Raw genomic sequence first — 19,410 nt, forward strand, 5'->3', positions numbered from 1 at the left:
GATGTTTTCCAGGCCGGGTTCCAGCTCTGTGACCATCTGCGTTGCCTCGTCATCTTCGGCTCGCGCCATACCTTGAACAAGGATGGGCTGGGTCGCAGGCGGTGCCGCAGCGCGGTGGTCTTAGCGGTAAGAACGGCTCGCGATATTGCGAATGTCGTAGCGGGTGATACCGATATCCGACAGAGCGTGGTTGGACAGGTTGCTCAGTTCCGACATGGTGCGGCGGTAAGAGAGCCAATGCTTAGCGATACGTACAGGGTTCATGGGTGTTTCCTCTATAGACTTTTGATTTTCTGGTGGCTGGGCTGTTTCTTTGTGCTCCAGCCTTGAGCGCTGTAATACACCCGTACAAATAAATTGTGCAGTGCAATTTTTGAGCGACTGCCATGCATTTGTGCAGGCGCTTGCGCAATAAACAGGCGACTTAGGGTCGGTGGGTAAAAAATGACCTCATGACATTCTGCTGAGGCTGCTTAACGCAAGGCACAAAAAAAGCCTCCCGGAAGGGAGGCTTTTTGATCGGCTTTCACCCGATGGGTGGGGCCGGGAAGTCCGCTGATCAGCCGCGAACGGCGTCACGGGCAATGCGGTTGATTTCGCCACGGCCAATACCGAGGTCGCGAAGTTCGCGGTCGGACATGCGGCCAAGTTCTGTGACGGTCTGACGATACTTGCGCCAATTGTTGAGCGAGCGTGCAAAGTTCATGATGTACCTCTTTTGAGTTGTGCGCATCGCCCTCGTTGCGTGCGCTTCAATCTGATGGGGCTAATGTATGTTGCGCTGCGAAAAATAAAAGCGCTAATCCCGTAGATCACCCATGCGTCATCTGCATAGCGGCGAGTGTCTTGTGTCTCGTTCGCCTCAAAATTGAGCATTTCAGAGACGAAAAGACGCCGTAGCGAGCCTTGGCTTGGCTCCTGCGCTGCGGACGGAATTTGAAGTCGAGCAGGGAAGGGCTGAAAACAATAACGCCCACCGGGGGAGGAGATCCGGTGGGCGTCATTTGAGGTGGTCAGCAACTGGGAGGAGGAGTGCTGCCGACCGTATCGCGATGGCCTTTGGGAGGAGGAGTGCCAACGCGAAATTCTGGGTCTGGATCAGATATTCGGTGAACATCTTCGTTCCCGACCCTTGTTGATTTTGAATGTAGCCCAGTTCTCACCACTTGTGCAGTGCAATAATTTCATGGAAGCCATGCAGATTTAGCATGGCCTCTTCATGCGGTTCTCTGATGCTTGTCTTTTACGCGCCGCCTTCACTAAAATGCGGTGTCTTGTGACAAATGCCAGTGCCGGGGGGCGGAGATGTATCGTGGTAGACTGAAACGGGATCTCGACCTCTGGGCGAGCCAGGGCATCATCCGGACTGACGCAGCTGAGGCGATGCTGGCCGAGTATGATGCGCGCAAGTCAGCCTTCAGTATTGGCACGGTGCTCACCATGCTGGCGGCGGTTTTGCTGTCGGCCTCGATCGCTATGGTCATTGCTGCCAATTGGGAAACGATACCTCGTCTTGCGCGGATCGTTGCCGTTCTGGCGATGATCTGGATCTTTCACCTGGGAGCAGCACTCGCCGTCGCCCGTGGCTTTGTCCGCCTTGCCGGCGCGCTGCTTGTGCTCGGCGCTGCCAGTTTCGGCGGTGCGATTGCGCTGGTCGGTCAATTATATCATCTGTCGGGCGATGCGGTGCAGGCAGCCTTGTTATGGTTTGCCATGACGATGCTCTCGGCCGCGCTGTTCCGCTCTATAGCCCTGACGACCATGGCCGGTATTCTGCTCTGGTCTATTCTGGTCGCAGTGATCGACCAGAGTAATTTCAACTGGTCTGCGGGATATGCTGGCATACTGGTCCTGTCGGCCATGCTGCTCTCGGCACTGATCGCCTGGACGAAAGCAATCCATGTGCAGCATTTTGTCTATCTGCTGGTGCTGGCACTTCTTTTCTGGCGCTACGTCGCAAATGGCGGGGAGGGCACCGCCCTGACAATTGCTCTGGTGGCGCTGCTGCTTTTTCTGGCTGCCACGCTGAGAGCTTCGCCACTGTCACCTATTGCGGCCAGGATCGGACCCGCATTGCCATTCTATAGTCTGGCCGCCTGCATGATGGGCCTTCTCTTTCTGCATGTCGATTTCGATGGAGACGGCCTGGCGAGTGTTGTTCTGGCGGTCGTGACCCTGGGCGTTGCAGTGTTGGCCTTGGTGGTGTCGGGCCGGGACAATGGCGCAGTCCGTGCGCTCGCCTATGCCTGTTTCTCTGCCGAAATTCTCTACCTCTCCTATGAAACGATCGATTCGATGCTCGAAACATCCGGCTTCTTCTTTATCTCCGGCTTCGTGCTCGCCGCGCTCGCTTTCATTGCCATAAGATTGGAGAAGCTGTTTTCGGCCCGCGCGGCGGAACGGAGAGGGGCACGACCATGAGGATGCCGCTTTCTCTCGCAAGCCCTGCACGCCGCGCATTATTGTCTGCCCTTGTGGTGGCCACTCTGATGACCGGTTTCATCGCATTCCAGATCGAAAGCCGTGCATCGATCCTGCGCAACGGCACTGAGGTGCTGTTGCGCACAGCGCCCGTCGATCCCCGCGACCTGATGCGCGGGGACTACGTGATCTTGAGCTACGACATTGGCAGGATACCGTCGGAGTTGCTGAGCGCCGACAAGGGCAAGAGCGGCTGGGGCTCCGTCTGGGTGCGCTTAAAGCCCGCCGATGATGGATACTGGCAGGCAGCGGAAGCCTCCTTCGAGCCTCTGTATTCGAAAGAAGGCAGTGCGGTCATCCGCAGTCAGACTTTCGATCGACGCGATCCAGCCGAGGCCTACGGTAATTATCGTCTCGATTACGGCATTGAACGATTCTATGTGCCAGAAGGCGAGGGGCTGGCAATCGAAGAGGCGCGCAACGAACAACGCGTTTCTGTTGTCGTGCGCGTGTCTTCCTCCGGCGTGGCCCAGATCCGCAGCTTGATGCTGGACGGCACCGCTATCTATGACGAGCCCCTGTACTGAATACTGCCGATACCGCCGGACCTTTCGTGAAATGCCGGTTGAACCTTTTCATTTTTCCTTTGCGCACACGAAAACGGGTGATATAGAGACGCGCGCTCCGAAGGGGGCCTTGCGCATGCGGTGGCATGCGGTCTTGAGACGCGGGTATGGTGAAATTGGTAGACACGCCAGATTTAGGTTCTGGTGCCGCAAGGCGTGGGAGTTCAAGTCTCTCTACCCGCACCAAGGATGCCAGACGGCGTAGGACGATCGGTCTTCGAAAGAAGTCGATGCTGTTCGCGCCGTTTACGGCATTGGCTTCCTGGGGCAATGGGCTTTTGGCCGTATGGCTTTGGAATGTGCATCGCCACGTCCGGGAAACAGTTTCCGGCTCCGTGCTCTAAGAACAACATGGTAGTCCGGGCACGGTCGCCACGACATGAAGGTAGGAACATGCAGGTTATCGAAACGCTCGCTGAAGGGCTGAAGCGCGAAATCAAGGTCGTAATTCCGGCCAAGGACATGGAACAGCAGATGAACGAGCGTCTGGCTGATGTGAAGGACAAGGTCCGGATCAACGGCTTCCGCCCGGGCAAGGTGCCGGTTTCGCACATCAAGAAGATGTACGGCAAATCCATCATGGCTGAACTGGTCAACGAGATCGTTCGCGACAAGCCGACCTCCATCATTTCCGAGCGTGGCGAAAAGTCCGCTACCCAGCCGGAAATCGCGATGACTGAGGACGAGGCAGAAGCCAACAAGATTCTCGACGGTCAGGCCGATCTCGAATTCACGGTTGCCTATGAAGTGATCCCGCCGATCGAGCTGAAGCCGGTCGACAAGATCAAGGTCACCCGCGAAGTCGTTGAAGTCTCCGAAGACGAAGTCAACGAGCAGATCGAAAAGATCGCTGAAAACGCCCGCTCCTACGAGACCAAGAAGGGCAAGGCCGCCGACGGCGACCGCGTCACCATGGATTACCTCGGCAAGGTCGAGGGCGTAGCCTTCGACGGCGGCAAGGACGAAGACGCAGAGCTGGTCATCGGCTCGAACCGCTTCATCCCGGGCTTTGAAGAGCAGCTGGTTGGTCTGAAGGCCGGTGACGAAAAGGTCATCACCGTCAACTTCCCGGCTGAATATCCTGCTGCCAATCTGGCCGGCAAGGAAGCAACCTTCGACATCACCGTCAAGGAAGTGGCAGCCCCTGCAGCGCTTGAGCTGAACGACGAGCTGGCCACCAATCTCGGCCTCGAATCGCTGGAAAAGCTGAAGGAAGTTGTTCGCGGCCAGATCGAAAGCCAGTACGGCAACATCACACGTCAGAAGGTCAAGCGTCAGGTTCTCGACCAGCTCGACGAAATGTATCAGTTCGACACCCCGTCGAAGCTGGTTGATGCCGAATTCGAAAATATCTGGCGTCAGATCAACACCGATCTTGCCCAGTCGGGCAAGACCTTCGCAGACGAAGACACGACCGAAGAAGAAGCACGCGACGAATATCGCAAGCTCGCAGAGCGTCGCGTTCGTCTGGGCCTCGTTCTCTCCGAAATCGGCGAGAAGGCCGGCGTTGAAGTCACCGAAGACGAAATGCAGCGTGCCCTCTACGCGCAGCTGCAGCAGTTCCCGGGCCAGCAGAAGGAAATCCTCGATTTCTTCCGCAACACCCCCGGCGCATCGGCATCGCTGCGCGCTCCGATCTTTGAAGAAAAGGTCGTCGATCACCTGCTGAGCGAAGTCTCCGTCACCGACAAGACTGTCACCAAGGAAGAGCTGACAGCCGAAGACGAGGATGAAGGCGACGACAAGCCAGCCAAGAAAAAGGCTGCTCCGAAGAAAAAGGCTGAGCCCAAGGCAGAAGCCGCTGAAGGCGACGAAAAGGCGGCCCCGAAGAAAAAGGCTGCTCCGAAGAAGAAGAAGGCTGACGAAGCCGACGCCGAGTAATCTTCGGACAAACATTATCTTGAAAAGGCCGTCCCTCGGGGCGGCCTTTTTCGTATGTATTGAGGGAACCCTTCCGCGCTTCAAGCACTTGGGTCTATGCTCACCTCATCGCTTCAAACTGCGCAGGAATTTCATGAAAAGCATCGGCCGTATTCTGGAACTGTGGCGCTACCCCGTAAGCTCGCTGCCAGGCGAGCTGTGCCAGGCGCTGGATGCACAGCCGGGCGGTATCATCGGTGACCGGCGTTTTGCGCTTTTCGATGCCGAGACCGGTCTTGCTGCTTCCCCGGAGCGCGAACCGCGTTGGCGCCCGGCCCTGTTTCTCACGTGCGGACATGATGAGACGGGACATGTTTGCATTGGGCTACCGGGCGAAACGGCCATGAGGCTTAATGACCCGGCCCTGCCGGATGCGCTGTCTGGATATTTCGGCTTCTCCGTCAATATCGGCTCTTATGAAGCAACCGACGAACCTCTGGACCGGCAGTTGCCTGTGGTTTCCAACCGCTATGATGTGAGCGATATCCATATCGTCACCACGGCATCGCTCACGCAATTGGCGGATATCGGTGCCTTTGCAGAACTGGATCAACGGCGCTTTCGCCCCACCATTCTGGTTGAGACACCGGAGGCGGACGGCTTTGTCGAAAATGACTGGATCGGCCGGACGCTCCACATCGGTGACACGGTGCTGAAAGTCACGGAACCTGCCAAGCGATGTGGCATGACAATGATCGCCCAGCCCGGCATTGCCGAGCAGCCGGAGGTCTTGCGCCACATCTTGCGCTATAACCGGCGCAATCTCGGTGTCTATTGCGCCGTACAGAATGCCGCGACCTTGTCCGTCGGCCTCGACGTCTACGCCGAGGCCTGAAGCATAGGCGCCTCAGTCGCATCGACGTCTTCTATGATGGCTGCAGCCACCACCTCACCGATATCGCGCGCGCTGGTGATGCCCTGAACGAAGGGAAGCTTGTGCAGCAGAAATGAGATGGCGGCACAATAAAGCCTGTTGCTCAGATTGCCCGTCTGCAAGGGTCGAAATCTGTCGTCCAGATCGATACCGCCGGTTCGCACAATCTCCACATCTGCTTCCACGTCCAGCCAGGTGACAGCTTTGGCGGTTGCCGATTCGCGCACGCCGCCTTGCGCGACCAATGTCGGAAAAGGAAGGTCGCGGGCCGACAGGGAGCTTTGACCTGTGGCGTCGATAAAGGCGCCATATGCATGGTCCTCGCCATGATGGGAAATCACGACACCTGTTTTGACCCCGTCGGTGCGGATATCGTATTCATCGCCCAGGGCTGCAATCTCAAGCTTGTTGGCCCGGTGAAGCGCCAGAAGCCGCTGGATCGACGCATGCGGGACGGTGGCATAATTATCGACGAACACGGTTTTGAAATAACGGTGAAAGCGCTTCAGATCGTCTTCGTTGAGATGGGGTACCGCGCGGGCAATAATCTCATGCATGCGCAAAATCGAGTAACGCCACGGCACAGTGTATTTCTGCGTCTTGTTCTGCTCGGCTTCCATCAGGTTTCGACCGGCCCATGCAAACGGATCGACCTCTGCACGATCGGCAAAATAGGCGGGCGCCAGCGTCTCGACGGTCAGCTGCGATAGTCCGATCCGCGCCGCATAGTCCGGATCCGCGTGGCTGAGTTCCTCTTTGAAAAGGGCAAAGACGCGGTCCAGCAGACCAGTGGCTCCGGTCGCAATTGACGCGTCGATGGCATCTTCCGTGCAATAGACCGGTGGCAGATAGGGCACTTCGCAATAGAAATCTGCTTCGGGCAGCAGGCCCTTGCGCGACATCATCGTGGCGTGGAAATCCTCGGTGTCGGGGGCCGGTTGATATTGCAACTGACCAGCGGCATCGAGATAGAATGTGCCATGGGCTGTGGCGACCGTCATCAGCGCATCGATACCACTCAATGAGGTGCCAAGGATCGCGACCGGACAGTTTTGTATGACCTTCAGCGCTGCAGCGGGCCAGGGAGAAACAAAATAGCCGGGTTTGATTTCGGTGTTCTCAGGCCAGTTATGGCCTGTTGCCATCACCACATGCTCAAAGGCGAAGTCGAGGTGCTCTGATCCGCCGGCCTCTTCAACCGTCAGCCGGATGTCGTCCGGCTGTAGAGCGATGTCGAGGACACGGTTATTCGGTCGCACTGTGATCGTGTGGCCATTCTCGACGGCGATCCGGCAAAGTTGCTCGAACTGCGCCTTCATATATTCGCCCAGCACGACACGCGGATAGAACTCGCGCTCGTCGATGGCGTCTCGTCGAACGCGAAGGCGGGCGAGAGTGTCGTCATCCTGACGCACAAGCCATGCGACCAGTGGTTCGCAGATTGGCGGAAACTCGATACTGGCGATATTGGCCAGCATCGCGGGATCGTTGATGTCGGGATGATAGGGCGTACCCTTGCCCGGATCGCCTTCTGCCTCGAAAACCGTTATATCTGTCGGTGTGCGGGCGAGGGCCAGGCCCTTCAATGTGTATATGCCGGTCGGACCTGAACCGATAATGGCGATCTTGGGCGTCATCAAACTGTGTGCTCCGCGGGGCGACTAAATGTCCTGATCCCTATCAATCGCCTTGAGCGCAAAGGGTTCCCAAACCGCAGAATGTTTTGATGACGCTCTGATCCACCAAGCTACACGCCGCGTGGTTGCGGCTCCACCTTGAACACGTCATCGCCCACAAAGACGATGATATATTCGGATCTGGACTCTGCCTCCGCTGCCCAGTCTCGCAAGGCAGAAGCACGCGGCTCCGTCTTCCAGGCATCGGGATGCTCGGGATCAACCAGGACGGTGATCTGCGGTCCCTGCCGATAAATCATCATATGGGTGTCGGCAGGTTCCCATTCCGGTCCGAGGGTCTCATCGATCATCCAGAGACAGAGGAAGTCCCGGCAAAGCTGCGGACGCTCCTCATAGATGCGGCAGCCAAACCCTTCGACACAATTGACGCACCATGCATTGGCGGGCTTCGACAGCGCATCGATTTCCGGCAGTCTGCAACACAAGGTGCAGGTGCCGCAGGATCGGTGGGCAAGGGGTATCGGGGCTTCGATTGGCATGCAGATTGGGATGTCTCGTTTGGACGTTAGATGGTCGTCGGACTGTCTCAAGCCTACCGATGCCATTGTAAAACGCAGTTCGTCCACCCCTCAGGCAGCATGCATTTGAAAAATGCGCAGTTCGCATGTCTCGCATCATCCTGAAACCGGCCGCAGAGAGTATCGGCCATGTCTCTTGGAACAAGGCGGGCCTGGCATCGCTTTTTGTGAAATTGGGCTCTTGTATCTCTAGCCGCTAGAGGTCTTACAACATGCTTATGAGACCGAAAGGACGGATTGATGAGCATGCAAAGACAAACACGCTTCCGCATTGGCGGCATGGATTGCGCCTCTTGCGCCAGCAAGATCGACACGGCAGTGCGCGGTATGCCCGGCGTGGACGATGTCTCCGTGTCCGTCACCGCAGGCACGATGACCGTCTCCCATGACGAGACATCCGATCTGGATGCAATCGGCAAGAAGGTTCGTCGGCTCGGCTATTCCGTATCACCCGCGCAGGCGAAGCAGCCTGGCACACACACAGACCAGCACACCCACGGCACGTGCTGCGGCGGAGATCACGACCATGATGCCAATTCCGGGCGGCATGATCACGATCGCGAGGGTGAAGGAGACGCCCCTGTCGTGGAAGGTCTGCATGGCCACGACCATACACCAATGGATGGCCCCTGGTGGAAGAGCCCGAAAGGTCGCCTGACCATCCTGTCCGGTGCCGCGCTGGTGGCGGCCTATCTGGTTGGTCTCGTTTTGCCGGCAATTGAAATTTGGGCGTTTGCCGCTGCCATGCTGGTGGGTCTCGTGCCGATTGCCCGCCGGGCGGTGATGGCAGCATTGGCCGGCACACCTTTTTCCATCGAAATGCTGATGACGATAGCCGCTGTCGGCGCGCTGATCATCAACGCCACGGAAGAGGCGGCTATGGTCGTCTTTCTGTTCCTTGTTGGCGAATTGCTGGAAGGTGTAGCCGCCGGAAAGGCCCGGCAAAGCATCCGCTCGCTTTCCGAGCTTGTTCCGAAGAAAGCGCTGCTGGAAGACGAGCAAGGCACGACCCGCGAAGTGCCGGCGGAAACACTGTCGATCGGATCCATCATTATCGCCCGTCCGGGGGATCGCATCTCCGCCGATGGCATCATCCTGTCCGGCGAGAGCGCCATCGACGAAGCGCCCGTCACCGGTGAAAGCGTGCCGGTCTCCAAGGCGAAGGGCGATGCGGTCTTTGCCGGCACGGTCAATGGCGATGCAGTCCTGCGGATCGAGGTCACGGCCGCTGCCGAAGACAACACGATCGCCCGCGTTGTTCGTCTGGTCGAAGAGGCGCAGGAAAAGAAGGCTCCGACCGAGCGCTTTATCGACCGCTTCTCGCGTTATTACACGCCGGGTGTGGTGGCTGCAGCAGCTCTTGTCGCCATCCTGCCGCCCTTGTTGCTCGGTGCAAGCTGGAATGAATGGGTCTACAAAGGCCTTGCCATCCTCTTGATCGGCTGCCCTTGCGCGCTGGTCATATCCACACCGGCCGCCATCGCCGCCTCCCTGTCTGCCGGTGCCCGCCGCGGCCTTCTGATCAAGGGCGGGTCCGTTCTTGAAACGCTGGGCAAGCTGACGGCCATTGCGCTCGACAAGACCGGCACCCTGACCGAGGGCAAGCCCAAGGTGACCGACATCGTGTCCTATGGTCGGTCAGAGACGGAAGTCCTGAGGCTGGCAGCCGCAGTCGAGGCCGGCTCAAGCCATCCGCTCGCACTGGCAATCCTCAAAAAGGCAGAAGTCGACAAGCTCGATCTGCCACGCAGCAGCGACAACAAGGCGCTGGGCGGCAAGGGCGTCAGTGCCACGGTCGAAGGTAGCGAGATCTTCTTCGGTTCGCGAAAATCTGCAAGCGAGCGTGGCGACATCAGTGATGCACACAAGCAGGAGATCGAGGCGCTGCATGCAGACGGCAAGACCGTCTCGGTGCTTCTGGTAGATGGTCAAATCGTAGGTCTGATCGCCTTGCGCGATGAACCACGCGCAGATGCCGAAGACGGCCTGAAAGCGCTGGAACTGGCGGACATCCGAACCGTCATGCTGACCGGCGACAATGCGCTGACGGCGAACGCAATCGGAGTCCGGTTGGGCATCGAGGTTCGCGCTGACCTGCTGCCCGCCGACAAAAGCCGCATTGTCGGCGAGTTGCAGGCGGAAGGTCATATGGTCGGCAAGGTGGGCGATGGTATCAACGATGCCCCGGCGCTTGCCGCGGCCAATGTCGGCATCGCCATGGGCGGCGGCACCGATGTGGCGCTCGAAACCGCAGACGCCGCAATCCTTCACGGTCGTGTTGGCGATATCGCCGCACTCATCGCGCTATCGAAGAAGACCATGCGCAACATCCACCAGAACATCACCATCGCGCTGGGCCTCAAAGCCGTCTTCTTGGTCACCACCATCGCCGGCATCACCGGCCTGTGGCCGGCGATCCTTGCCGACACGGGCGCGACCGTACTGGTGACGATGAATGCGCTCAGATTGCTGCGGTGACATTGTTCGCGAAATCGCCCCCCCCCCAACGGCAACGTCAATTCGCGCTGGGCTCCAGCCTCCGTATGGCGACAAGCGATGTGAGCGCCAATATCACGATGGCTGTACCGTAGAGATAGGTGGTCGTCACAAGGCCGAGAACCGGTGCCGCCATACCGGCTGCAATTGCGGGCAGGGCAAAAGCGAGATAGCTCTGGACAAAGAAGGTCGATAGCAGCGCGGCGCGGTCATCCTGATCGGCAAAGGGAAGAACGGTCCGCAAGATCGCGCCGAAATTGCCGCCGAAGCCGATGCCGGCAATGACCGTGCCTGCAAACATCAAAACGGTCTGGTGGAGGCTGACGCCGAGCATGGTAACGACCACGCCGGCGACGAGGGCGGATGATCCAACGGTAAGGACCGAGGTCGGGCGCGACTTGCCTGTGGCAATCACCACAATGACTGATGTCAGCATCAGCGCTGACACGACCGCACCACCGACCAGCGGCGAATGGTTGCCGGTCGCCGCACTCACGAGGCTCGGCATCAGCGAGAGATAGAAGCCGCCAAGCGCCCATCCGGCGATGTTCACCGGTGCGGTTCTGAGCACTGCCGACATCGCCCGCGGTGGAATGGAAACGCGCGGCCGCAATGACGCGATCGCGCCCGGTTTGCGTGTCACCGTTTCGGGAATGACCAAAAGCAAGGCCATCTCCAGCAGGATCACGACAACGAGCACGAGATAAACGGTGTGGGTTGGGTCGGGCGCGTAGGTCACCAGGATAGCGGAAAGCAATGTGCCGGTCATCAGGCCGACGAAGGCACCTGCGCTGTTTAACACCGGTCCATTCTTGGGTGCGGTATCGAGGATCTGTGCACCCAGCGCCGGTATGGCAAGTCCGGTGCCAAGACCTTGCAGAAAGCGGGCGAAGATCAGCATGCTCGCGCCGTCCGCCATCAGAAAGGCTGCCAATGCCGCAAGGTTGAAAAGGAGGCCGGCAAAGACAACCGGACGCCGACCGATGAAATCCGAGAGCCCGCCGAACAGCAATAACCCGATGAGCAGACTTGCCACATACATCGCGAAAATGATCGTGATCGTCGAGGCCGCAAATCCATAGGTCTCCTGATAGATGTGGTAAAGCGGCGTCGGTGCCCCACTGACGGCGAAGAAGGTGACGACGGTGGAGAATCCGAAAGGAGCGACACGTTGCAGGGCGCTCGGGGCAGGTGACGACATGGGAATTATCCTTAACGCGAAATATGTGCGTTAGGGATATAGACCTTATCTGTGTTATTGCAATATATTCGCGTTAGCGATGTTAGAAAATAGCCTGCTTGCGGCAGGTGCAAACAAGGTGCCAGGATATCTGATGGCCAAAACGATGATCAGGCAGGGTGGCCGAAGCGCCCGTATTCAGCAGGCTGTTCACGATGCCGTCCGCCAATTGCTGACAGAAGTCGAGCGCTCTTCCATTACCGTGCCGATGCTGGCGGAGCGCGCCGGCATTCCGCCATCCACCATCTATCGACGGTGGGGCGATCTTTCAGAGGTTCTGGCAGATGTGGCCGCAGAACGGATGCGTCCTCAGGCCGATCCCGTCGATCTCGGCAATGCAAGATTGGATCTGGAAGCCTGGGCCGAGCAATATGCCGAGGAAATGTCGTCTGCAGTCGGCCGCGAGCTGCTGAAAGATCTCTTCCTTCCCAAAGGGGAAAACATCTATGCCGTCCGATGCTGTGAGCTTGTTCGCGGACAACTGGAGGCGATTGCCGCGCGCTCCGCAGCGCGAGGGGAACGTGTCTTTTGCGTCGACGAGGTGATTGACCGGGTCGTTGCCCCGCTTGTCTATCATCTCCTGTTCGGTGACAGGCCGGTGACCGGAGACTATGGCCACGAACTCGTCGCTACGGTCACCACGCTTCCGGAAAGGCGGACATAGACGGGGAGCGCCGTCGGCGCTCACTCCGTCTTCGGTTCACCCATCCGGTTCCACGCGTCCAGGCCTGCAATTTTGTAGGCTTCGGCGAGCGTCGGATAGTTGAAGGTGTTGCGGACGAAATAGTCGATCGTGCCTTTGAGGTTGAGCACCGCCTGTCCGATATGCACCAGTTCGGTCGCTCCTTCGCCAACAATGTGGACGCCTAAAAGCCTGCGGGTCTTCAAGGAGAAGATCATCTTCAGCATGCCGGTATCCAGGCCCATGATGTGGCCGCGCGAGGTTTCGCGGAAATGCGCCACGCCGCATTCATAGGCAATGCCACGCTCCAGCACTTCTTCTTCGGTCAGCCCGCAAGTGGAAATTTCCGGCACGGCATAGATGCCATAGGGAAAATATTGCGGCGGCTCGCTGGCGTGGACGCCCACCGCATGACGGGCAGCGATGCGGCCCTGTTCCATGGAGGTGGAGGCAAGCGAGGGAAAGCCGATGACATCGCCGGCTGCATAGATGCCGGGAACATCCGTCTGGAACGATTCGGGATCGACCTTGAGACGGCCGCGATGGTCGGCTTCAAGACCTGCAGCCTCAAGGTTCAGTGTATCGACAGCGCCCGTGCGGCCCGCTGCAAACAGCACCATTTCGCTTTGCAGCACACGACCGTTCTTCAGCGTCACGCGACATTTGCCGCTGTCTTCCTTGACCACCTCTTCCACTGACTGACCGAAGATCAGTTTCATGTTGCGATCGCGCAATTGATAGGTGAAGTCCTCGACAATCTCCTTGTCGATGAAATCGAGCATGGTGTCGCGTGGCTCGACCAGCGTCACAGCAGTGTCGAGTGCGGAGAAGATCGTGGCATATTCGACGCCGATGACGCCGGCCCCGATCACGATCAGTGAGCGCGGCAGGTGCTTGATCTCCAGAACCTCGTCGCTGTCGATGATCGTTTCGCCATCGAAGGGAATGTGAGACGGGCGGAATGGGCGCGTACCCACGGCAAGCAAGACCGCTTTGGCGCCAACGCGCAGCACTTCGCCGTCATCTTTTTCCACTTCCAGCGTATTGCGGTCGATGAAATGGGCCTTGCCGCGCATCTGATGCACACGGTTACGAGAGAACTGATGTTCGAGTACATCGACTTCATGATTGAGCGTGATCAACAGGCGCCGGCGCAGATCTTCCGCCGAAATCTCCTGCTTGACCCGGTATGCGCGGCCATAAAAGCCGCGCTCCCGCCAGCCGGTCAGATTCAGCGCCGTTTCGCGCAAAGTCTTGGACGGGATGGTGCCGGTGTGGACAGACACCCCACCGACGCGCGAACCTTTTTCGATGACAAGGACTGTCTTGTCCAGTTTCGCTGCCTGAATTGCGGCGCGGCGTCCTGCCGGTCCACTGCCGACCACGACGAGGTCGTAACTGTTCATGAGGTCTGTCCCTGAGCTTAGAACGCGAATCGGATAGGCGGTCACCCCGCACTGCAGCATAAACTAGCACATCATTCTGACTGTTTGGTTATCACCCGGCGCAAAACCTGTTGCATGCATGCAAACCGCCATCGGTCAGGCTAAGGCTGAAGCTGGACGAACAGGGGATAGTGAGGGCTCCACCGCCGCAAGGCTCGCCGTCGAGGCCCGATCCGTGCCATAGAAGGGTATGCCTGAAGAAAGCGAGTCCATGCTGCAACCTCAATCCCGTATCGAGCCAATTTTCGACACAGACGGCGTCAGGAATCCGTTGTCGGTGTTGAAGACGGTTTATGGCTATTCCACGTTCCGTGGAAGACAGGCAGAAGTGGTGGAGCAGGTGGTTGGCGGCGGCGATGCTGTGGTGCTGTTTCCAACCGGTGCCGGAAAATCGCTGTGCTTCCAGATCCCGGCACTTTGCCGTGACGGCATTGGTATTGTCGTTTCACCGTTGATCGCCCTGATGCGCGATCAGGTGGAGGCGTTGAAGCAACTGGGGGTCAAGGCGGCCGCGCTGAATTCCTCGCTCAGCCGTGAGGAATTTGCCGATATCCGCAGCGCCATATCGGCTGGAAAGCTGGACATGCTCTACGTGACGCCGGAGCGCATTGTCACACCCGGCTTCCGCGACATGATGGGCAATGCGAAGATTTCTCTGTTTGCCATCGATGAAGCCCATTGCGTGTCGCAATGGGGCCATGACTTCAGACCGGAATATCGCGAACTCGGAAAGCTTGCGGAACAATATCCGGGCGTACCGCGCATGGCGCTGACAGCGACTGCGGACCCGCATACGCGCGAGGATATTATCGAGCGCCTTGGTCTTGGTGGCGCAAAGGTTTTTACCACGTCGTTCGACCGCGCCAATATTGCCTATGAGATCGTGGAACGCGACCAGCCGCGCCAGCAGCTATTGCGCTTCCTTGCGCGCCACAAGGGGGCCAGCGGCATTGTGTACTGCCTGTCTCGCGCCAAGGTGGAAGAAACCGCCGAATGGCTGGACAAGCAGGGCATACGCGCGCTGCCTTATCATGCGGGCATGGAGCGCGACCAGCGTGACGCCCATCAGGATGCCTTCCTGAAAGAAGAAGATCTCTGCCTTGTCGCAACCGTCGCCTTCGGCATGGGTATCGACAAGCCCAATGTGCGTTATGTCGCCCATCTGGATCTGCCGGGCTCCGTTGAGGCCTATTACCAGGAGACAGGCCGGGCAGGGCGCGATGGCCTGCCATCGGAGGTCTGGATGGCCTACGGCATGGCGGATGTCATTCAGCGTGGCCGCATGATCGATGGCGGCAATTCCTCGCCGGAAATCAAGCGGGTGGAGCGCGCAAAGCTGAACGCTCTGCTCGCCATCTGCGAAACGCCCGGATGCCGGCGCCAGGCAATTCTTGCCCATTTCGGCGAGGCCCATGCGGGTCATTGCGGCAATTGCGATACCTGCCTGAAGCCGGTCGAAACCTGGGATGGAACGGAGGCCGCGATCAAGGCGCTCGCCGCCATATACCGTACCGGCGAACGCTTCGGTGCCGGCCACCTGATCGACGTGCTGTTGGGCAATGAAAACGAACGCACGCAGCGCTTCGGCCATGCCGATATGCCGGTCTTTGGCGCGGGCAGGGATCTGCCGGCAAAGACCTGGCAATCCGTTTATCGACAACTGCTGGCAGCAGGCCTGGTGCGCGTCGACCATGAAGCATTCGGCGCGCTGAAGCTGGAGCCGGAAGAAGCCCGTGCGGTGTTTCGCAAGGAGCGCGAGGTCAAATTCCGCAAGGACCGTCCGACCAAGGGCAAGGCGTCGCGAACGTCCTCTCCAAGCGCCGCAAGCGCCAAGGCAAGCCTCGATCAGGCCGACGGCGAACTGTTCGAGGCGCTGCGCGCCAAACGCATGGAAATCGCCAAGGACCTCTCCGTTCCGCCCTATGTCGTCTTTCCCGACACCACGCTGGTTGCCATGGCCACCGAGCGCCCGACAGACGAAGCCGAAATGCTCGACATCTCCGGCATCGGCCAGTCCAAGCTCGAGCGCTACGGCGACGCTTTCCTCAAGGTCATTCTCCAACACAGTCGGTGAAGAAACGGTCCAGTTGTCTTGAGCTTAGTCGATCTTTCCACTTTTCATCATCATGGTGAAATCGCTATCGCTGGCTGGCATGCCAGCGATACGGATGATCGATGCAAGGGTCCAATCCTTTGCGTCGCGCTTGTCGCCAGCTTCAAGTAAGGGATCGTCATCCGGTGTCCAGCAAGGCGCGATGTTGACATAAGAAGTCGGATCGCCGAGCAGGAGGCCGGAAAATACGGCGCAGACAATGGTGGACCCCAATGCCCCCAGTGTTTCGCCTCCCTCCTGCGTTTCGGCTTCCTTGAGGACATAGTACCACAGACTGTCATGCTTGGGATCGATGTCCATCGGGGGCAGGCAGTACTTGCGGGCGACAGATGTGCCCGATGGCAACGAAAACCGCCAGCCACGCAAGAGGTTACGGAAGCCAAGAACATTCATGGGGACTGGCTCGTTGGGTAATTGCATAAGCGCATTGGCAAGCTTGCTGTCGATCTTGCGCGTGTGTTGCGGGAAGGGGCCGGCAGAACTTTCCATCTGCAAGAACCAATCCCATTGAATGGCATTCTGGATCTTGATCGGACCAAATCCGCGAAGATCGTTGTCAGGCGTCGCCTTATCGAACAACGGGGCGAAATCGCCAAACCCTCTAACGGGATTGTTCGTCTGGTAGGCATTGCGCACCATGGAATGACCGAAGCGATAAGCAGCCACAGAAAACTCGACAGGCATATATGGCTGGTTCTTCCAGTGGAACACATCCTTCATGCCGGGTTTCCAGACAGTACGCCCCATGGGGAACATCTGTTTTTCAAACGCTGAATCGAAGATTTCCGCCTTGGTCACGCGCCGAACGAAATCGTTCCACACAATATATTGGTAAAGCCAGCGCAGGCTCATGCGTGCCTTTTCGAACGGGTCTGCGAATTTCCGGGTGATTGCCCTGTCCACCAACGTATTGTGAGCCTTCAGGAAGGACAATTGAAGCTGTGAGACGATGGCATTCTCGTCATTGCGCATATCACCGATCAGGGCACGTCCTTGCGCGTTGCGCGGCAGATCGGGAAATTTCGTGTCGGCGATCTCACCAAGCAGCAATTTCCCTTTTTGATCCTCTCGCTGGTCGTAAAGATATGGGCTGTCATCAGGACCTCTGCCGTAGACATTGTCGAGATCAAAGCGCGGCGTGCGGTGGTTCATCAGCCCTGCCGGATCATTTTGTCGCATCAGAGACGATGCCGGATCGAAGGTGATGTCGTGGTCGATGAACTGACCGAAATACGTATAGGCCGCCGGGATTTTCGATGAAAGCTTTGTAACCGCCTCCGATGTCTCGTTCGGTGGCTGTCCATCGGGAAACTCCACCATCAGCGTATTGGCCATCTGGAGGAAATGTGCAGTGATTTCTCTCTCACCGGCATTGTCCCCCAATGGCGGCGTCCATGGGTCCAGGTCGGGGCAAATGCGACCGAATGGGCCATGATAAAAGGGTGAGCGCGGAGCAACGATGTCCGCCTTGCCTGCCGTGCCATGCGCCATGATTACCTCCTCAATCTTTAAGTGAACATCAAAATAATGCACCTAAAAATTGATTTAGTAAATATATGCAATCTTAAAATGCATTCGCGCGATTGGCAGTTGCGCACGGCAAGAGCGATGAGTGTCGTTGACGCTCTCTGCATACAAGCGTTGCAGTGCGCTGTGGTCGCAGGTCGGTCCCCGGGAAAGATCAGATCAGCCGCAGCCCTCTGAGGCTGGCATGGCCATCGCGGCCGATGATGATGTGATCGTGGATGGTAATGCCAAGCGGCTTTGCCGTATCGATGATCATTTTGGTCATGTCGATATCGGCCCGTGACGGTGTCGGATCGCCGGACGGATGGTTGTGAACGAGGATGATGGCCGTTGCCGAGAGCTCCAGCGCGCGCTTCACCACCTCGCGCGTATACACAGGTGTATGGTCGACCGTGCCGCGGCCCTGAACCTCGTCGGCAATCAGCGCATTGCGCTTGTCGAGAAACAGGATGCGAAACTGTTCGCGGTCCTCATAGGCCATGGCGGCATGGCAATAATCGATGACCGATGACCACGAGGCAAGCACCTGGCGCCCGCGCAATTCACTTTTCAGCATGCGATGGGCGACGGTGGAAATGAGCTTGAGATCGAGGGCTGCCAGTTCGCCGATACCGCTCACCTCCTGCAATAATGGCATAGGCGCTCCGAAAACTCCCGCCAGCGTTCCAAAGCGGTCAATCAGCGCCTTAGCAATGGGCTTGGTATCGCGTCGGGGGATCAGCCGAAACAGCAGAAGTTCGAGGATTTCATAGTCGGCCAGCGCTGCATCGCCATTGTCACGAAAACGCGTGCGTAACCGGTCTCGATGTCCATGATAATGGGCATTCTTGGCGTCGGTGGCGCTCTGGCGCGCGAGCTCGTTGGCTATCGTCGAGCTCTTGGCAGGTCGGTCGGCGAAAAAGCCGCGTTCGTCGGCTACGGGCTCGGCTTCCCCCGCGCTGTCGAGAGAGGCCTGAAAGCCGTCCTGTCGATCGTCGCGCGGGTGTTTCGCCATGCCCTGTTCCTTATGTTCTAGCCTTTGAGTGGCGGCAGCCCCGGTCGGTCCAGCCCGCCGGGGGAGAGCGTGAAAATCTCGCATCCGCCAGCGGTCACGCCCACGGTATGTTCGTATTGCGCCGTGAGCGAACGGTCGCGGGTCACTGCCGTCCAGCCATCGGAAAGCACCTTCACATGCGGCTTGCCGAGATTGATCATCGGCTCGATGGTGAAGATCATGCCTTCCTTCAGTTCCGGCCCTTCATTGCTCTTGCCGTAATGCAGGATATTGGGACTGTCGTGGAAAAGGCTGCCAACGCCGTGGCCGCAGAAGTCGCGCACGACCGAGCATCGCTCGCTTTCCGCATAGGTCTGGATCGCCTCGCCGATGGCGCCGGTGCGTGCACCGGGGCGCACGGCGGCAATGCCGCGTTCCAGGCATTCATAGGTCACTTCCATCAACCGTTCGGCGGCGCGCTTGACCGTTCCGACGGGATACATGCGACTGGAATCGCCATGCCAGCCATTCAGCACATAGGTCACGTCGATATTGACGATATCGCCTTCGCGCAGTGGCTTTTCATCCGGCATACCGTGACAGACCACGTGATTGATCGAGGTGCAGACCGAATATTTGTAGCCGCGATAATTGAGGGTCGCGGGCAGGGCGCCATTGTCCATGCCGAATTCGAACACGAAGCGGTCGATGGCATTGGTGGTCACGCCGGGTTTTACCACCGCTGCCAGTTCATCCAGGCAGCGTGCCGTCAATTGACATGCCTTGCGCATGCCCTCAAATGCCGCCGCATCGTATAGGCGGATCGCGCCGGTATTCTTGAGCGGCGCGGTGGCCGCATCGATGTAGTTCACCATATG

16 protein-coding genes and 1 tRNA gene are annotated in these 19,410 nt (G+C 58.3%); 8 read left to right on the forward strand and 9 right to left on the reverse strand.

Annotation, left to right across the window (positions count from 1 at the left end; all coding sequences use genetic code 11):
* Window positions 1–120: 120 nt before the first annotated feature.
* Window positions 121–264: a DUF1127 domain-containing protein gene (locus ACQQ2Q_RS08070; protein ID WP_428186553.1), complete on the reverse strand. Its 144-nt coding sequence runs from the start codon at window positions 262–264 to the stop codon at window positions 121–123.
* A 295-nt stretch (window positions 265–559) separates the two neighbouring features.
* Window positions 560–706 carry a DUF1127 domain-containing protein gene (locus tag ACQQ2Q_RS08075; RefSeq protein WP_428186554.1) on the reverse strand — a complete coding sequence of 49 codons (147 nt, stop codon included), beginning with the start codon at window positions 704–706 and terminating at the stop codon, window positions 560–562.
* A gap of 599 nt (window positions 707–1,305) precedes the next feature.
* Here ACQQ2Q_RS08075 and ACQQ2Q_RS08080 point away from each other — a divergent pair.
* From ACQQ2Q_RS08080 to ACQQ2Q_RS08100, 5 genes are all read left to right on the forward strand, one after another.
* A complete protein-coding gene (locus ACQQ2Q_RS08080) occupies window positions 1,306–2,421 on the forward strand; it encodes a DUF2157 domain-containing protein (protein ID WP_428186555.1) in 1,116 nt (371 codons plus the stop codon).
* Complete coding sequence (locus ACQQ2Q_RS08085; RefSeq protein ID WP_428186556.1) at window positions 2,418–3,008, forward strand: GDYXXLXY domain-containing protein; 591 nt, start codon at window positions 2,418–2,420, stop codon at window positions 3,006–3,008. The genes ACQQ2Q_RS08080 and ACQQ2Q_RS08085 overlap by 4 nt, the downstream gene beginning before the upstream one ends.
* Window positions 3,009–3,148: 140 nt before the next feature.
* Window positions 3,149–3,233 (forward strand) — tRNA-Leu (locus ACQQ2Q_RS08090).
* A 207-nt stretch (window positions 3,234–3,440) separates the two neighbouring features.
* Entirely contained in the window at window positions 3,441–4,928 is a 1,488-nt protein-coding gene (tig, locus tag ACQQ2Q_RS08095; RefSeq protein WP_428186557.1) for a trigger factor, read from the forward strand.
* A gap of 133 nt (window positions 4,929–5,061) precedes the next feature.
* Window positions 5,062–5,802 carry an MOSC domain-containing protein gene (locus ACQQ2Q_RS08100; RefSeq protein ID WP_428186558.1) on the forward strand — a complete coding sequence of 247 codons (741 nt, stop codon included), beginning with the start codon at window positions 5,062–5,064 and terminating at the stop codon, window positions 5,800–5,802.
* Here ACQQ2Q_RS08100 and ACQQ2Q_RS08105 read toward each other — a convergent pair.
* Both ACQQ2Q_RS08105 and ACQQ2Q_RS08110 read right to left on the reverse strand, forming a co-directional pair.
* Window positions 5,787–7,478: an FAD/NAD(P)-binding protein gene (locus ACQQ2Q_RS08105; RefSeq protein ID WP_428186559.1), complete on the reverse strand. Its 1,692-nt coding sequence runs from the start codon at window positions 7,476–7,478 to the stop codon at window positions 5,787–5,789. The two genes, ACQQ2Q_RS08100 and ACQQ2Q_RS08105, sit on opposite strands and share 16 nt — an antisense overlap.
* Window positions 7,479–7,588: 110 nt before the next feature.
* Window positions 7,589–8,017, reverse strand: a complete 429-nt coding sequence (locus tag ACQQ2Q_RS08110; protein WP_428186560.1) for a hypothetical protein — start codon at window positions 8,015–8,017, stop codon at window positions 7,589–7,591.
* Between the two features lie 279 nt (window positions 8,018–8,296).
* Here ACQQ2Q_RS08110 and ACQQ2Q_RS08115 point away from each other — a divergent pair, with 279 nt between their 5' ends.
* Complete coding sequence (locus ACQQ2Q_RS08115; protein WP_428186561.1) at window positions 8,297–10,534, forward strand: heavy metal translocating P-type ATPase; 2,238 nt, start codon at window positions 8,297–8,299, stop codon at window positions 10,532–10,534.
* A 37-nt stretch (window positions 10,535–10,571) separates the two neighbouring features.
* Here ACQQ2Q_RS08115 and ACQQ2Q_RS08120 read toward each other — a convergent pair whose 3' ends face one another.
* Window positions 10,572–11,753, reverse strand: a complete 1,182-nt coding sequence (locus ACQQ2Q_RS08120) for an MFS transporter (protein WP_428186562.1) — start codon at window positions 11,751–11,753, stop codon at window positions 10,572–10,574.
* 133 nt (window positions 11,754–11,886) lie between these two features.
* On the opposite strand from ACQQ2Q_RS08120, the gene ACQQ2Q_RS08125 reads away from it, so the two are divergent.
* Window positions 11,887–12,456: a TetR-like C-terminal domain-containing protein gene (locus ACQQ2Q_RS08125; RefSeq protein ID WP_428186563.1), complete on the forward strand. Its 570-nt coding sequence runs from the start codon at window positions 11,887–11,889 to the stop codon at window positions 12,454–12,456.
* 20 nt (window positions 12,457–12,476) lie between these two features.
* On the opposite strand, the gene sthA is transcribed toward ACQQ2Q_RS08125, so the two are convergent.
* Complete coding sequence (gene sthA / locus ACQQ2Q_RS08130; RefSeq protein ID WP_428186564.1) at window positions 12,477–13,880, reverse strand: Si-specific NAD(P)(+) transhydrogenase; 1,404 nt, start codon at window positions 13,878–13,880, stop codon at window positions 12,477–12,479.
* A 250-nt stretch (window positions 13,881–14,130) separates the two neighbouring features.
* Between sthA and recQ the strand changes: the two genes are divergently transcribed.
* Entirely contained in the window at window positions 14,131–15,993 is a 1,863-nt protein-coding gene (recQ, locus tag ACQQ2Q_RS08135) for a DNA helicase RecQ (protein WP_428186565.1), read from the forward strand.
* Window positions 15,994–16,017: 24 nt separating this feature from the next.
* On the opposite strand, the gene ACQQ2Q_RS08140 is transcribed toward recQ, so the two are convergent.
* The 3 genes from ACQQ2Q_RS08140 to map form a co-directional block, all read right to left on the reverse strand.
* Complete coding sequence (locus ACQQ2Q_RS08140) at window positions 16,018–17,523, reverse strand: peroxidase family protein (protein ID WP_428186566.1); 1,506 nt, start codon at window positions 17,521–17,523, stop codon at window positions 16,018–16,020.
* A gap of 190 nt (window positions 17,524–17,713) precedes the next feature.
* Entirely contained in the window at window positions 17,714–18,553 is an 840-nt protein-coding gene (radC, locus tag ACQQ2Q_RS08145; protein ID WP_428186567.1) for a RadC family protein, read from the reverse strand.
* 17 nt (window positions 18,554–18,570) lie between these two features.
* Window positions 18,571–19,407, reverse strand: a complete 837-nt coding sequence (gene map, locus ACQQ2Q_RS08150; RefSeq protein WP_428186568.1) for a type I methionyl aminopeptidase — start codon at window positions 19,405–19,407, stop codon at window positions 18,571–18,573.
* Window positions 19,408–19,410: the final 3 nt, after the last annotated feature.

Origin of the sequence: Agrobacterium sp. ES01 (genome assembly GCF_050320885.1) — a bacterium.
Taxonomy (GTDB): Bacteria; Pseudomonadota; Alphaproteobacteria; order Rhizobiales; family Rhizobiaceae; genus Allorhizobium.

Bases quoted from the DNA above. Each gene is read 5' to 3' on its own strand.
- ACQQ2Q_RS08070 (WP_428186553.1), bottom strand. From the start codon at position 264: ATGAACCCTGTACGTATCGCTAAGCATTGGCTCTCTTACCGCCGCACC.
- ACQQ2Q_RS08075 (WP_428186554.1), bottom strand. From the start codon at position 706: ATGAACTTTGCACGCTCGCTCAACAATTGGCGCAAGTATCGTCAGACC.
- ACQQ2Q_RS08080 (WP_428186555.1), top strand. From the start codon at position 1,306: ATGTATCGTGGTAGACTGAAACGGGATCTCGACCTCTGGGCGAGCCAG.
- ACQQ2Q_RS08085 (WP_428186556.1), top strand. From the start codon at position 2,418: ATGAGGATGCCGCTTTCTCTCGCAAGCCCTGCACGCCGCGCATTATTG.
- tig (WP_428186557.1), top strand. From the start codon at position 3,441: ATGCAGGTTATCGAAACGCTCGCTGAAGGGCTGAAGCGCGAAATCAAG.
- ACQQ2Q_RS08100 (WP_428186558.1), top strand. From the start codon at position 5,062: ATGAAAAGCATCGGCCGTATTCTGGAACTGTGGCGCTACCCCGTAAGC.
- ACQQ2Q_RS08105 (WP_428186559.1), bottom strand. From the start codon at position 7,478: ATGACGCCCAAGATCGCCATTATCGGTTCAGGTCCGACCGGCATATAC.
- ACQQ2Q_RS08110 (WP_428186560.1), bottom strand. From the start codon at position 8,017: ATGCCAATCGAAGCCCCGATACCCCTTGCCCACCGATCCTGCGGCACC.
- ACQQ2Q_RS08115 (WP_428186561.1), top strand. From the start codon at position 8,297: ATGAGCATGCAAAGACAAACACGCTTCCGCATTGGCGGCATGGATTGC.
- ACQQ2Q_RS08120 (WP_428186562.1), bottom strand. From the start codon at position 11,753: ATGTCGTCACCTGCCCCGAGCGCCCTGCAACGTGTCGCTCCTTTCGGA.
- ACQQ2Q_RS08125 (WP_428186563.1), top strand. From the start codon at position 11,887: ATGGCCAAAACGATGATCAGGCAGGGTGGCCGAAGCGCCCGTATTCAG.
- sthA (WP_428186564.1), bottom strand. From the start codon at position 13,880: ATGAACAGTTACGACCTCGTCGTGGTCGGCAGTGGACCGGCAGGACGC.
- recQ (WP_428186565.1), top strand. From the start codon at position 14,131: ATGCTGCAACCTCAATCCCGTATCGAGCCAATTTTCGACACAGACGGC.
- ACQQ2Q_RS08140 (WP_428186566.1), bottom strand. From the start codon at position 17,523: ATGGCGCATGGCACGGCAGGCAAGGCGGACATCGTTGCTCCGCGCTCA.
- radC (WP_428186567.1), bottom strand. From the start codon at position 18,553: ATGGCGAAACACCCGCGCGACGATCGACAGGACGGCTTTCAGGCCTCT.
- map (WP_428186568.1), bottom strand. From the start codon at position 19,407: ATGGTGAACTACATCGATGCGGCCACCGCGCCGCTCAAGAATACCGGC.